The organism is Ulvibacterium sp., from assembly GCF_965228935.1.
Taxonomy (GTDB): domain Bacteria; phylum Bacteroidota; class Bacteroidia; order Flavobacteriales; family Flavobacteriaceae; genus Ulvibacterium.
Map to the genome: position 1 here is coordinate 1,303,050 of NZ_OZ245846.1, position 15,166 is coordinate 1,318,215.

At 44.8% G+C, this 15,166-nt stretch carries 10 protein-coding genes; 1 reads left to right on the forward strand and 9 read right to left on the reverse strand.

Annotated features, from left to right (window positions below; all coding sequences use genetic code 11):
• Window positions 1–22 precede the first annotated feature (22 nt).
• From ACO06Y_RS05550 to cobA, 9 genes are all read right to left on the reverse strand, one after another.
• Entirely contained in the window at window positions 23–1,462 is a 1,440-nt protein-coding gene (locus tag ACO06Y_RS05550) for a rubredoxin (protein WP_422082833.1), read from the reverse strand.
• 10 nt (window positions 1,463–1,472) lie between these two features.
• Complete coding sequence (locus tag ACO06Y_RS05555; protein WP_422082834.1) at window positions 1,473–5,006, reverse strand: molybdopterin-dependent oxidoreductase; 3,534 nt, start codon at window positions 5,004–5,006, stop codon at window positions 1,473–1,475.
• 131 nt (window positions 5,007–5,137) lie between these two features.
• Complete coding sequence (locus ACO06Y_RS05560; protein WP_422082835.1) at window positions 5,138–5,830, reverse strand: response regulator transcription factor; 693 nt, start codon at window positions 5,828–5,830, stop codon at window positions 5,138–5,140.
• 99 nt (window positions 5,831–5,929) lie between these two features.
• On the reverse strand, window positions 5,930–7,246 hold the full coding sequence (locus ACO06Y_RS05565) for an alginate export family protein (protein ID WP_422082836.1): 1,317 nt from the start codon (window positions 7,244–7,246) through the stop codon (window positions 5,930–5,932).
• A gap of 29 nt (window positions 7,247–7,275) precedes the next feature.
• Entirely contained in the window at window positions 7,276–8,103 is an 828-nt protein-coding gene (locus tag ACO06Y_RS05570) for an ABC transporter ATP-binding protein (protein ID WP_422082837.1), read from the reverse strand.
• Between the two features lie 11 nt (window positions 8,104–8,114).
• A complete protein-coding gene (locus tag ACO06Y_RS05575) occupies window positions 8,115–8,954 on the reverse strand; it encodes an ABC transporter ATP-binding protein (protein ID WP_422082839.1) in 840 nt (279 codons plus the stop codon).
• 10 nt (window positions 8,955–8,964) lie between these two features.
• A complete protein-coding gene (locus tag ACO06Y_RS05580; RefSeq protein WP_422082840.1) occupies window positions 8,965–10,071 on the reverse strand; it encodes an ABC transporter permease in 1,107 nt (368 codons plus the stop codon).
• Between the two features lie 24 nt (window positions 10,072–10,095).
• A complete protein-coding gene (locus ACO06Y_RS05585; protein WP_422082841.1) occupies window positions 10,096–11,481 on the reverse strand; it encodes a CmpA/NrtA family ABC transporter substrate-binding protein in 1,386 nt (461 codons plus the stop codon).
• A gap of 256 nt (window positions 11,482–11,737) precedes the next feature.
• Complete coding sequence (gene cobA, locus ACO06Y_RS05590) at window positions 11,738–12,514, reverse strand: uroporphyrinogen-III C-methyltransferase (RefSeq protein ID WP_422082842.1); 777 nt, start codon at window positions 12,512–12,514, stop codon at window positions 11,738–11,740.
• Window positions 12,515–12,639: 125 nt separating this feature from the next.
• Here cobA and nirB point away from each other — a divergent pair, with 125 nt between their 5' ends.
• The gene (nirB, locus tag ACO06Y_RS05595; RefSeq protein ID WP_422082843.1) at window positions 12,640–15,141 is read left to right on the forward strand and encodes a nitrite reductase large subunit NirB; all 2,502 of its coding nucleotides are present in this window, start codon (window positions 12,640–12,642) and stop codon (window positions 15,139–15,141) included.
• The last annotated feature ends 25 nt before the right edge of the window (window positions 15,142–15,166 follow it).

Below are 15,166 nucleotides of genomic sequence, written 5' to 3' on the forward strand. Positions count from 1 at the left end.
ACTAAAAGATTTCCTGTTCAAGTTATACCTTTTTCAAAGACATAAAGGTCTTCTGGAAACTTGACTTACCAGATTCACATACCGGACAGACGTAGGTTTCCGGAAGCTTCTCAAATGAAATGCCGGCATGTATTCCATTTTTTTCATCCCCCAAAGCCTCATCGTAAATGGTAAGACATAGGGTACATTGGAATGCTTGGATTGCAACGGTTTCTTCTTCCAAGACCTCCTTGGACGTTTGCCCACCCTCTCCCAATTGTCCGAAATATTTTTTGCTAAGTTCCATTAATAGGCCGGGAAGCTCTACTTTGTCCACATCCTGTGCATAGGAAATATAGGTTTGCGTATTGGGGTCAAAGGCCTCATAGTGCAATACATTGTATGTGGGTCGTATTTTAAAATCCTTTACTATGGTAGGGGACAGGTTTTTTTCAATGATTACCGAAGCGAAGTGTGAGCGCTTGCCTACATCGTTACTTATCCCAAAGGTTAGGCCGTACGTGCTGATGTCGTTTTCATCAAAATTGCGGACCAAAAACTTTTTCAGTTCAAAGGCATCGTTATCGCCCACCGGTAAATGCCAGTTCATTTCCAGTTGTGAATGACGCACATTGATTCCGCGTTGCCCAATAAAACGCTCCAGTTCGGATCGGTGCTGTTGTTTAATGCCTTTTACGACAAAGGATTTCCACGGGGTGATGCATATCTTTCCGATACTGTGGTCCAAACAAAATCCGCAGAAGTCTTTTAGAAACTGTAGGTCATAGCGATTGTTTCTCCAATACAGCCCCAACCAATATTGGTCAATGCCCATGCGGTTCATCCCCTCATAGTAAGGGAAGGTCAAATATGGGATTTCTAAATTCTTTTCCATACTCTTGTTGTTGGTATCTATGGTCTTATTGAGAAGGGCAAACAGGGAATCCAAATCCTCCACTGTATCTAACAGCGCTTCAATTGTCCTTGAAATCATGACAATATCCCAGCTGTATATCAAAACGGGATAGTATCCAGAAATCCCAACATTGGGAATATCGATGTATAGATACCAATAATCTTCCTGCTCCGAAGCGATAAAGTTGAGGTTCCCGCTGAATAGGGGTACCAATCGCTGTCTGGGGTCGGTAATGTTTATTTTTAGTTTGGGCAAGTAATTAAACGCTTCCAAAATGTACAAGTAGGTAGAACCTTTGAGCCAATAGGTCATCTCAAAAATATCGGCGGAAACATAGGACGAAACAATATTCTGGTAACTTCTATCATCTATAATATCCGTATTGTACTTCGTGATATTTTCCAGGGAAGTTTCATCATGGGTATTTAATGGAAACAAAAGATCTTGCCGGGAACCGAAATACACCTCGTTTAGGCCTGCAGCCTCTAACATGGCAATACTGTCCTTCAATTCCCCAGGGGAGGTGACCCCTCCTTTAATCAATATGCGGTGTAGATCGTCGTTCATGCCTCAATATTTATGACAATGCAGCTTTGAATTCAACATCTATAAGTGCTTTTACTTCGGGCTTGCAACTACCACAGCCCAGGCCTGCCCCGGTTTCGGAACATAATTTTGAGAAATCGGAGCACCCGTTGCGGAGTGCCTCTTGAATGTTCCCTTCACCTACTTGGGCACAGGAGCAGACCAGCTTGCCTTTTAAAGGTTGGGTGTTTGGGGCTCCTCGTAAAAGTTCGTTGCGCTTTTCGGATAGTTCAATTTCTTCCTCTATCATTCTTTTGAACTCGGCAAACTCGTTCTTGTCTCCCATTAAAATGGTTCCCTTAAGGGTGTCGTTTTTAACGATGCATTTTTTGTAGAAACGCTTTCGCACATCCATTAGAATGATCTCCTCATAGGAACTATCATGGGCTGGTGCATTGACCATACCAATGCTACAAAGATCCAAATCCTCAAATTTCAGGATGTTCATCGACACGGATCCGGAATAGATGCTGGACAAATCGCCTAAAATGAAATTGGCCGCGATATCGGCTTGTTGCTCAGCGGCCGAAGTAATGCCGAAAAGGGAATTTTCAAATTCCGCTATCTCCCCCAAGGCAAAGATATCTGGACGGCTCGTCTGCAAATACGAATTCACCAATACCCCTCTTCGCGTTTCCAAATCAGCTTGCTTGGCCAATTCTATATTGGGACGGGTGCCAATGGCATATACAATGGCATTGCAGCTTATGGTACGTCCGGTTTTTAGGCTTACCAACAGGGAATGTTTGCGCTGGGCATCCTCAAAAACAGTACTTACCTCATTGTCGAAATAGAGATGAATACCACGTTCTGCCACGTCTTCGGCAAGCAGGCGGCTGGCCACGGGATCTAGCTGACGTTCCATTAGACGGGGTGCCCGTTGGATTATACTAATGTTGATATCGATCTTTTTGAGTGAGGCGGCAAGCTCCAACCCCAAAAGCCCTCCGCCTACAATGACCACATGTTGTTCCGTGGGAGGAAGCCCGGTCTCGTATAGGTAGCGTTTTAAGTTGTCCGCATCACTACGTTCCCGCATGGTGAATCTTCCTGGCAGGCCCATTCGCACTTCATTGGGGACAAAGGCCCTACTACCTGTAGCCATCACCAAAAGGTCATATCCATGTTGGTTGCCATGGTCATCCACTACGTATTTCTTTTGGGCATTGACTTCTGTAATTCCGTTGCCTGGATAAAGATCTACACCCAGCTTTTCCAGCTCTCCTTGTTTCAGCTTTTGCAGGGCTTCCCAGGGCAACTCTTCATTTACATATTCAGGAAGCAATACCCTATTGTAAAATGGGTAGGGCTCTTTGGAAAAGACATGTAGTTCATCCGTTTCATTTTTTTCGCGATATGAACGTATAAAGCGGTATGCCGCCGCTCCAGCTCCGATAACAACAATTTTTTGTTTCGGTTTTATATATTTTTCCACCCGGACGGCGCAATATTTGAAATCGGGTTCCTTGGAAATCGGGTCTACCAAATCGTTGGTCAAATTATTGGCCCGGCTAAAATCGTTATTTAGCACTTTTCCCCAATGCATGGGAAGGAAGACCACCTTTTCGCGGATATTGAAATTGATTTTCACCTTTACGCGCACACTGCCTCTACGACTTTTTACAATTGCCATATCACCTTCTTGTAGCCCCAAAAGAAAGGCATCCACTGTGTTCATTTCCAGAAAGGGGGTCGGTATGTGCGTCAGCAGGCGTTTTACCTTACCCGTTTTGGTTCGGGTATGCCATTGGTCCCGAACCCTTCCCGTATTCAATATCAATGGGTATTCACTATCGGTTTGCTCGGATTGGTTATACAGTTTTTTGGGAGCATTGAAATGTGCCCTGCCATCCGCGGTATGGTAGCGTTGGTCCTGAAACAATCTAGGAGTGCCCTTGTGGGCTTTATGGGGAACGGGCCATTGAAAGCTACCTTCTCGTTTAAGGCGGTCGTACGATAATCCGGATATATCGATATTGGTACCTTTGGTCATTAGGCAATATTCGTCGTATACCTCGCTGGCGCTGGTATAATCAAAACCATGATAGCCCATTTCTTGGGCAAATCGCCATAGGATTTCGGCATCGGGCAAGGCTTCCCCTGGCGCATCAACGACCTTGGGCAGGTAACTGATACGACGTTCGGAATTGGTCATTGTACCTTCTTTCTCCAGCCATCCGGCTGCCGGCAACAATAAATCGGCATATTTGGTAGTCTCGGAATTATGTGAGATGTCCTGAACAATGACAAAATTGGCTTTTTTCAGGGCAGCCTCGACTTTATGGGCGTTGGGCATACTCACTACCGGATTGGTACAGATGATCCAAATGGCTTTGAGCGTACCTTTTTCAAGTGCATCGAACATTTCGGTCGCGGTTAGACCGGCTTCTTTTTTAATGGGCTTTCCGCCCCAAAACTCTTCTACTTCCTTGCGGTGTTTTTCATTGGCCAAATTACGATGGGCCGCTAATAGGCTGGCCATACCCCCCACTTCGCGACCACCCATGGCATTGGGTTGCCCCGTAAGCGAAAAAGGACCGGAACCGGGTTTGCCAATATGCCCGGTCAAGAGGGATAGGTTCAGCAATGATACGTTCTTATCGACCCCGATAACGCTCTGGTTGAGCCCCATCGTCCACATGCTGATAAATCCTTTAGCGTTGCCGATGGCCCTAGCGGCTTTTCGGATATCGTCTATAGGAATACCGCATTTTTTGGCTGCCTCATGAAGCGTTAGTTCAAATGCACTTTGCTTACAGGCCTCAAAGTTTGAAGTGTGTTTTTTGATAAATGTCAAGTCGATTTTTTTCTTCTCGATTAACCAACGGGCTATGGCATTGAACAGGATTACATCGGTACCGGGCAGTAGTTGTAAATGGATGTCCGCCAATGCACAGGTCTGGGTTTTTCTGGGGTCTACTACAATTATTTTGATATTGGGGTTTTCTTCCTTGTGCCTTTCCAACCTACGGAACAAAATAGGGTGGCACCATGCGGGGTTTGCCCCTGCAATCAAAAAGCAATCGGCCAGTTCAATGTCCGCGTAGGAAATAGGTACAGCGTCTTCACCCACGGTTTTTTTATATCCCATTACGGCAGAGCTCATACACAAGCGCGAATTCGTATCAATATTGTTGGTGCCTATAAAGCCTTTGGTCAATTTGTTGGCCAGATAGTATTCTTCGGTAAGACATTGACCCGAAACATAAAATCCCACACTGTCGGGGCCGTGTTTTTCAATGATGCTTCCAAACACGGCGGCCGCCCTTTTTAGGGCAGTATCCCATGTTACACGTTCCAGGGAATGGTTACGGCTCCACCGCATTTCGGGATAGCGTATGCGGTCGCCGGTATCTTGGACTACGTAGTTTAGGTTCTTTCCCTTGGAACAGAGCATCCCCTTGTTTACCGGGTAGTTCTCGTTACCCTCAACGGAAAGTACCCCCTTGGTATCCTTGGTAACGGTTATTCCGCAGCCTACCCCACAATAGGAGCATATGGTGTTATGACTTTCTTTTTTCTGCATTCGATAGGAAAAAAAGCTCCCTTTTAAATGAGAAAATTAGAAATTTACGTAGTAATACGTAGTAAGAATATAGTAAAAGTATGGGCTTAAACCGAAGGATTCGTAATAATTCGCCCTTAATTTTGATAGGTTCAAACTTGCACCAATCGATGCTTTCTCGCTTTTTTGGAAAGATCCATCAAATTTTTCACCTGCATTTTTTTCATGAGGTTAAACCTATGGGTTTCTATGGTGCGCTTACTGTTCTGGAGTTTTTCGGAAATCTCTTTGTTGGTAAATCCGGCAAGAACCAATTCCAGTACCTGTAGCTCTTTGTTGGTAAGATCAAAAGGGATGTCCTTATCCTTTTTTGAAAGCTGAGGTGTTACTTGATTTTTTGGGCTGATTATATTGTTGACCAATACATTTGAAATATCCCCACTGAAGTATTTTCCACCATCCTGAACGGCATGGATGGCCTTTAAGAATTCGTTTTTGTCCGTGTCCTTTAGAAGATATCCCGAAGCGCCCGCTTGAACGGACTTTAGAATATATTCCTCAGAATCATGCATGGATAGAATAATACATTTGGTTTCGGCCGCCTGGGATTTATTTAACCGCTCTACCGTTTCAATTCCACCAAGTTCGGGCATCCGAATGTCAATGATTAAAATATCCGGAGTCTTTTCGCTTACCATTTCCAAGGCCTCATAGCCGTTGGATACCTCTCCTACGACCTCCATATCCGATTCTTCTTCCAATAACGCCCTGATACCATCTCGGACCAAGGCATGGTCATCTGCAAGAATAATTTTGATCGTATTGCCTTGGTCAGGTTCGGACATAGTACAAAAATAACGGATTTTGTTCAGGTTTTACAAAACACAAAGGATCACCCCGACAGTTTAGTCGACATGACCCTTGCGAAGCAAAGCTTTTTAGTATTATTTATCCGATTTTGCCGTTGTGAAGAGGGTGGGTTTTATAATGATCATGGCCCAAGCCCAGTTTTGTGAACCTTTGAAATCCACAGGTTCCGTAGCACCCAAACGGGCGATTTCCAATTCTTCCAATCCATCTGCGGCAAATAATTGGGAATACCCTATTTGAAGTGCAAAATCCTTGAATTTTTGGGTCAATACCAGATCCAGTTCGGTACCAAGGCCGCTTTCCCCACTCGGGGTATCTTCCATGCCCTGAAAACTCATCAACTTTGAAAAAAGCGTTGTTTTTTCACCTAACTTAAAGGTTGCACTGGCATGGATATCCAAGAGACCAACGTTGTTGATCCAGTTACCGACGTAAAAATGATCCATAAATCCATTGAACTTATGGTTGGTGCCAAAATGAGGTAAGAATGCTTCCGTACCCCCGGTAGATGGATCATCCCCACTAATGGCTTCGATACCAAGCCCTAATTTGGTTTTTGGACTTACGCTATAAGATGCTTCCAACCCTAATAGATAGGCTCCATCGATATCAATCCCTGTAACAAATTCCCCGGTCTGTAGGAATGCGTTTCCCTCTAAACCAAACTTTCCTTTTTTGTAAGTCAAGTGGGTGCCCGCCGTAAACGTATTTCTTATGTCGCTAGCGTCACCTGTTTCCGTATCGATTTGTTGGAACCCTAAATTGGCCAGGACTAGACTAGCACTAAACGCCTTGAATTCTTTCTTGGCATAAAGATGCTGCATGGTCTTGTATTGAAAAGGGTTGGCCGAATTGAACTCGGTCCCGGAATTTTTGAAACCGAACAATGGTCCACCAAGGTTATCCAAATCTTGATTGAATGCCAAACCTACATCCAGCATAAAGCCTTCCTGACGAAACTTGATCATCGCTAAATCATGGTATCGTCCTTGCTGCGCCCAGTCCAATCCGCCAAAATAACGCTGATCATCATAGGACAGTACCTGGCGGCCCAATTTTGTTGACCACCCGCCACCAAATTGCAATTCGCCCCACGCTTCAAATAGAGAAAAGGAGTTGTTCCCATCCACAGGAACAAGCTGTGGGTTTTCACCCCAAATTTGAACATCTTGGACATTAAGATATATCTGATATGTTTCGGTTTTAAAACCTACTCCGATCCTTGCTCTGGTATTTGTTACAAAGCCGGCGTCGACTCCTTCCCGCTGTAGGAACTGAAAACCGTTTCTGTACTCGGTTCTTGGCCTAAATTGCGCATCCAGACTAAACTGTGCAGATATAGACTGAACCGATAGGATAACTAGGATAAATAAACTATAACCTCTTTTCATAATACGTAGTTTTAGGTGGTTATTCTTTTTTAATGTTCCAAAAAGTCAATTAGGTGTTTCCGGTATTTGTAGTAATCGTCATGCTCCAATACCGCTTTTCTAGTTCGCGGACGTTCAAAGTTTATGGTAAGGACGTCCCCAATTTTGGCACGTGGGCCACTGGTCATCATAACCACCCGATCCGCTAGGAAGATGGCCTCGTCCACATCGTGTGTGATCATGACCGCCGTAATCTTTTCCTTGTTCCAGATTTCGATGAGGATATCCTGTAGCTCACCACGCGTTAGTGAATCGAGCATCCCAAATGGCTCGTCAAGCAGTAATACCTTGGGCTTGATGGCAAAGGCCCGTGCAATGCCCACACGCTGCTGCATTCCTTGTGAGAGCTCGTTGGCTTTTTTGTCAAAAGCGTTCCCAAGTCCTACTTTATGCAGGTAGTATTTGGCAATGTCCTTACGCTGTGCTTTTGTGGCATGTGGGAATACGCGATTTACACCCAGCAATACATTTTGTAGTGCGGTCATCCAGGGCATCAAACTGGGCGACTGAAAAATGACCCCGCGATCGGGCCCGGGCCCCTTAATGGCATTGCCCAGTACGGCGATATTTCCTTCAGAGATGGGATTGAGCCCCGCTATCATGGATAACATGGTTGTTTTGCCGCATCCGGAATGACCGATAATTGTCACAAACTCTTCCTTTAGGATCTGAAGGTTGAGATGTTCCAGTACCACATAGTCACCTTTTGGGGTGGGATACACTTTTTTTAGGTCGCGCAAATCGAGCATCACCTTATCCGAAGGAAATGAAATACCATTTTCGTGCGTTTCTTTTGCCGTAATCTCCTTAACTACCATAACCATTGTTTTTAGGCCACAAAACTTTTTGGAGTCAGTTCGGGCAATTCATAGATTTCCTGGGATACTGCTTTGCGCTCTTCTCCGATACCCATTAGATATTCGATAATGGCATTTCTCGTCTTTTTATAGACCGGATTATCATTTAATGCAGTTTTATCCCTTGGACGCCCGATGTCGATTTTGAATTCCGGCCCCAAGGTCGCCCTTGGTCCGGGGCGTAATGGAATAATACGGTCTGCCATATAAATCCCTTCGTCCACATCATTGGTTATAAGCAGGGCGGTACGCTTGTCCTGGCTCCAAATTTTTAAGATTTCGTCCTGAAGATTACCACGTGTGAGGGCGTCCAAAGCCCCCAAAGGTTCGTCCATAATGATCATCTCCGGGTTCATGGCCAAGGCCCGGGCTACGGCTACACGCTGCCGCATACCTCCGGATAGTTCCTTAGGCCTTTTGTTGATGGCAGCTGATAGGTTTACCATTTCAACGTAACGGGCTACCCTTTCTTTTCTGAAACTTTTCTTTTCTCTAGGGAATGCTTCCTTTACGGCCATGGCCACATTTTGCCCAACGTTCAACCAGGGTAATAAGGAATAGTTTTGAAAGATTACTCCACGATCGTGACTTGTGCCCACCACAGGCTTTCCTTTAAAAAGGACCTCTCCACTGGTTGGTCGTAATAATCCATTGATCAAGTTTACCAATGTGGTCTTGCCACTTCCGGTAAAACCTACAATGGCCACAAACTCTCCCTCTTCGATGTTCAGGTTGATATTGGTCAAGACCTCCGTGGCCTGTTTTCCTTCCCCGTATGTTTTATGGATGTTCTTTATTTCCAAATATGCCATGACGTCTTTTTTAAGCTGTTGCATTTTTATTAAAGGACACCATGTTTTGAATGGTCAACATGATACGGTCCAGTAGGAAACCAATGATTCCGATAACGAACATGGCCACAATGATCTTGGAGTTGGAATCGTTGGCTCCGTTCTGGAACTCTTCCCAAACGAAAGACCCCAAACCCGGGCTTTGTGCCAAAAGCTCGATCGCGATTAGGACCATCCATGCGACGGAAAGCGTAATCCGTAATCCGGTAAAAATCAAGGGTAATGAGGAAGGTAGAATCACTTTGAATACCTTCTGTAGAGGCCCTAACTTTAACACCTTGGCCACATTGATGTAATCTTTGTCCACGGATGAAACCCCCATGGCGGTATTGACCAAGGTTGCCCACATGGCACATAGCCCTACGCTAATAAATGATATGATAAAGGCACTATCCGAATTGGAATCCTTTGTCATTGTTTTTACGATCATGAATACCAAGAGCAACCAAACTACTGGGGAAACGGGCTTGAATACCTGGATTAACCAATTGAAGGAATCGCGCAGGGTTTCACTCAGTCCGATTACAATTCCTATCGGTACCGCAATCAGGAAGGCCAATATGAATCCGGCAAAAACAGTTTTTAAGCTGGTAAAAATCTGATCTACGAAGGAAGGTCGACCTGTGTAGGTGATGGGATCCTTTCCTTCAGCAATACGTTTTTCATTTAAGGCAGCGGTCTTCTCTTCAAAAGCCAATTTATCGGCACTAATTACCCTGTGGTCCGCAATTAGGGTATTGAAGGATTCCCAAACCTGCGTGGGCGAAGGCAATGTGTTGGGTTGACAACTAATGTCACCCGATACGATGCACGCTTGCATGGCGTCTGCAGCTTCTTGCCCTTGATCGGTCAAGGCCTTTTGTATTTTATAATCCGCTTCAATATTGTACAGTGCCTTGGCTCCCATATGCCAAAGCCCAACGAAAAGTAAGATGGACATCATGGGTACAACCACCTTCCTCAGTATTGTTCGAAGATCGAACTTGGGGGTTCTTAGCTTGAATTTGGCCAATGCGGCCTTAACGGCACTACCCAGCTTCAATTCCTGCGTTTTGTTTACGATTACACTTTGCTTCATAATTGTAATTTTACCGTGGGTGTCTTATAAGGAGGGCTCCTCTTTATTTCCGATCTTGAAGCTGTTGATATAGCCTATGGGATCCTTGGCATCATAGGTGTTATCATCAATAAAATCTGAAGTGGCAGGCTTATATCCATCCGTAACCGGAATGTCAGAGGCTGGAATACGTCCTTCCGCTACCAATAGGTCGGCGGCCTTTTTCCAGATATCAGGTCGATATATGTCTTTAATCGTCTCTTCGTACCATGCTGCCGGTTTTGGTTCGGGAATCTGCCCCCATCTCCGCATTTGGGTCAAGAACCAGATTCCATCGGAATAGAAGGGATAGGTAGCGTTATATTTGTAAAATACATTGAAATCGGGCATGGAACGTTTATCGCCTTTTTCAAATTCAAAGGTTCCTGTCATGGAATTCGCCAGGACAACCTCATCGGCACCTACGTATTGGGGCATGGAAAGGATTTTCACGGCTTCGGCCCGATTGCTGGGTTCATCCAACCATTTTCCAGCACGAATCAAGGCTTTGGTCACGGCAATAGCCGTATTTGGATTCTGCTCCACAAACTTTTTGGTCATTACAAATACCTTCTCCGGGTTGTTTTTCCAGATGTCGTAGTTTGTGGTTACCGGCACGCCAATACCTTTAAATACGGCCTGTTGATTCCAAGGCTCTCCTACGCAGTAACCATAAATAGTCCCAGCTTCCAAAGTAGCGGGCATTTGCGGCGGCGGGGTAACGGATAGCAATACCTCGGCGTCGATTTGTCCTTGTACGTTATCGGCAGTATACATTCCGGGGTGTATGCCCGCAGCGGCCAACCAATAACGGATTTCGTAATTATGCGTGGATACGGGGAATACCATTCCCATTTTAAAGGGTTTCCCACTGTTCTTGTATTCTGAAATCACAGACTTCAACGCATCGGCCTTAATGGGATGTAAAGGTTTGCCGTCCGCGCCCGTGGGAACATTGGGTTTCATTTTAGACCATACGTCATTGGACACAGTGATTCCATTGCCGTTAAGATCCATAGAAAAAGGGGTAACCAATTCCGCTTGCCTACCAAATCCGGCACCCGCAGCGATGGGTTGCCCGGCCAGCATATGGGATCCGTCCAATTGACCATCGATTACACGATCCAAAACATTTTTCCAGTTTGACTGCGCCTCTACGGACACAAAAAGGCCTTCATCCTCAAAGAAGCCTTTTTCCTTGGCAATGGCCAAAGGCGCCATGTCTGTCAGTTTAATGAATCCAAAGGTCAATTGAGGCTTCTCTATCTCTAGGGAACCACTGGGTATTTTGGCCTCGGCCGTTTCTTTCGTTTTTTTCTCGGCCTTTCCACTGCAGCCCATTGCAGCGAGCAAAAGAACTAAGCCAAGGATTTTTGTTACAATTGATTTCATAATATGTATGTTTTAATGGGTTACTTATTATCACAACAAACATACAGTATTATTTACGTATTAATACGTAGTATTTAATAAAAAATACCTCGAACTACGTATTTTTATGTGGATGGAAATTCCTCGAATCTAAAAATTGAAAGATGTCAAAAAAAGGACTTGAATATTAATGAATATGAAATCGGAAAGGTTTTGGAACTGACAGGAAACGGATACTAAGACTCGGATATACGTATAATTATATATACCATGACGCTTAAATACGGGAGTGCAAAACACGGTGTACTTCGTCCTCAAAGAAGAAAGGGTGCTCTAAAACAACACTGCCTACCACAATGATGCCCGGTTTTGAAATATCTATATTTTGAAACATGGTCTCAACGTTGCCCAATGTCCCGATGAGGCAACTTTCGTTCTCCAATGTTCCATTTTGAATGAGTGCAACAGGGGTGGATTCTCCCCTATATCTTGTGATTTCACGGGCTATTTCGACAAATTTACGAACCCCCATTAAAATCACCATCGTAGCGGACGATTGGGAGGCCAATATCAGATCCTCCGAAAAGGAACCGTCCCTTTTGGTGGCCGTCATTACCCAGAAACTGCTGGCCGCAACTCTTTTGGTCAATGGAATACCTTGGCCCGAAGGCACGGAAATAGCACTTGATACGCCAGGGACTACCTCAACGGGAATGCCAAAAGATTCCACATGTGCAATTTCCTCCGAAGCTCTCCCGAAAACAAAAGGATCGCCACCCTTTAAACGTACCACATGTCCATAGGCAAAAGCATACTCAACCAGAAGCCTGTTGATTTCCTCCTGTTTGGCATAGTGTTTCCCGTAACGTTTCCCTACGTATACTTTTGGAATATCGTCACTAATACCATATAATAAATCAATGTTGACCAAAGCATCATATAGAATGGCATTGGCACTTTGCAATACCCTTGAACCTCTAATAGTTATAAGGTCTTTAGCCCCTGGCCCGGCCCCGACCAAGGTGACTTTTGGAGAATTTTGTGATTGTATCATTCCGATTATTTATGGATGGCTTTTACCATTTTTGCAACGAAACTACGTAATTATTTAGATATATTCACTTATTAAATACGTAAAAATACGTAATATTGTTGTGGAAATAATCAAAGCATGGCACTATGAAAACTGTTATTGTCATCGGAAACGGAATGGTGGGTTATAAATTTTGTGAAAAATTCGTAGCTCGGAAAACAAGCAAAGAGTTTAGATTACTTGTCTTTGGCGAAGAGCCGAGAGTAGCTTATGATAGGGTACACCTGAGCGAATATTTTGAGGATGGCGACGAAGAAAAACTAACTCTGGCACCACGGCAATGGTATAAGGAACAAGGTATTGAGCTCTTTACCAATGAGCGCATAACGGATATTGAAAGGAAAAACAAAATGGTAACCACCTTGAGCGGAAGGGCTTTTTCGTATGACTTTCTGGTATTGGCCACCGGCTCTGCACCTTTTGTACCCCCCATTGAAGGAATGGATAAAAAAGGGATATTCGTGTACCGTACCATAGAGGATTTAGAGCATACCATGAGCTATGCTTCCAATATCAGGAAGGGTAGGGCGGCTGTTCTGGGAGGAGGACTTCTAGGGCTCGAAGCGGCAAAAGCAGTAAAGGATATGGGGCTTGAACCTCATGTGGTGGAGTTTGCCCCAAGATTGATGCCGCGTCAATTGGATGCTGATGGCAGTGCGGCTTTGGAACGTAAAATGAAAGAATTGGGCATTTCCGTCCACCTTAACAAGGCAACACAACAAATTCTGGGTAATGGAAGTATTCAAGGTATGGAGTTTTCGGAGGGAGAAACCCTTCGTGTTGATATGCTGATTATTTCTGCCGGTATCCGTCCCAGGGACGAACTGGCCAAATCCTGTAATCTTGAAATTGGTGTCCGCGGTGGGGTTGTTGTGGATCGTACTATGCGTACCTCGGATTCCGATATTTTTGCGATTGGAGAAGTGGCCCTCTACAAGCAAATGATTTACGGACTCGTTGCACCGGGCTATGAAATGGCACAGGTAGCCGTAGATCAGATTTTGGGTGGTGAGACCATAATGGCCGAAAGCGTTGATATGTCCACTAAACTGAAACTCATTGGTGTAGACGTTGCGAGTTTTGGCAACCCTTTTACTACGGAAGAAGAAGCCCATGCCATTGTCTTTGAAAACAAACTTCAAGGACTTTATAAACGAATCAATATTTCCAAGGATGGGAAGAAGCTGCTTGGAGGAATTCTAGTAGGCGATGCTTCGGACTATAATATGTTATTACAATTACAACAGAATGAAATGCCATTGCCCGCTAATCCCGAGGATTTGATTTTGGGTGCCCGCAATGGGGAAGAATCCGCCATGGGAAATGTTCTTGATTTACCTGACAAAGCGGTGGTCTGCTCCTGTGAATCGGTGACCAAAGGAGATATTTGTTGTGCCGTTACCGAAGAAGGCCTTGAGAGCGTAAAAGGCATTGCCAAGACCACCAAGGCCACTACGGGTTGTGGTGGATGTAAGCCGATGGTGACGGATTTGGTCACCGAGAGCCTGAAATCTTTGGGCAAGACCGTAAAAGTACGGATCTGTGAACACTTCAATTATTCAAGACAAGAGCTATACGATATCGTTAAACTTCGTAATATCCAGGATTATGACGAGCTGCTCGATACCGTTGGGCAAGGAGATGGTTGCGAAGTCTGTAAGCCCGCCGTTGCCGCCATCTTTGGCAGTGTGTACAACGAAACGGCAAACAGACAGGAGACCATTCAAGATTCCAACGACCGGTACTTGGCGAACATTCAACGTAATGGGACATACTCCGTGGTGCCCAGGGTTGCGGGAGGTGAAATTAGCCCAAAACAATTGATGGCCCTTGGGCGTATTGGAATGAAATATGACTTGTACACCAAAATTACGGGAGGACAACGCATCGATATGTTCGGGGCACAATTGCACGAGCTCCCCCTGATTTGGGAGGAACTTATCAAGGAAGGGTTTGAAAGTGGTCATGCCTATGGAAAAGCTTTACGGACGGTAAAAAGTTGTGTAGGCTCCACCTGGTGTAGATACGGAATGGACGAAAGTGTGAGTTTTGCCATTGAAATAGAAAACAGGTATAAAGGTATTCGCTCTCCCCATAAAATGAAAGGAGGTGTTTCCGGGTGTATTCGCGAATGCGCAGAGGCACGATGCAAAGATTTTGGTTTTATTGCCGTGGAAGGCGGATGGAATGTCTATGTCTGTGGAAATGGCGGTGCCAATCCCAAGCATGCGGAGCTTTTGGCTGAAAAAGTAGATAAGGAAACAGCAGTAAAATATGTTGATCGTTTCTTGATGTACTACATCAAAACGGCTCCGCCCCTTACTAGAACGGCAGCCTGGTTGGAAAAATTGGAAGGTGGCATCACCTATTTGAAAAATGTGGTGATACATGACGCACTAGGTATCGCGGAGGAACTTGATCTTGAAATGCAACGATATGCCGACACCTACAAATGTGAATGGAAAGAGGCTGTGGAAACCCCTGAAATACGGTCGCGCTATACACATTTTGTAAACTCTGACGAGCAGGACAGCAATATTGAATTTGTACCTATGCGAGGGCAAAAAATGCCCAAGGCCTGGACATAATTTTCAAGTAAGACACTAGAACCCT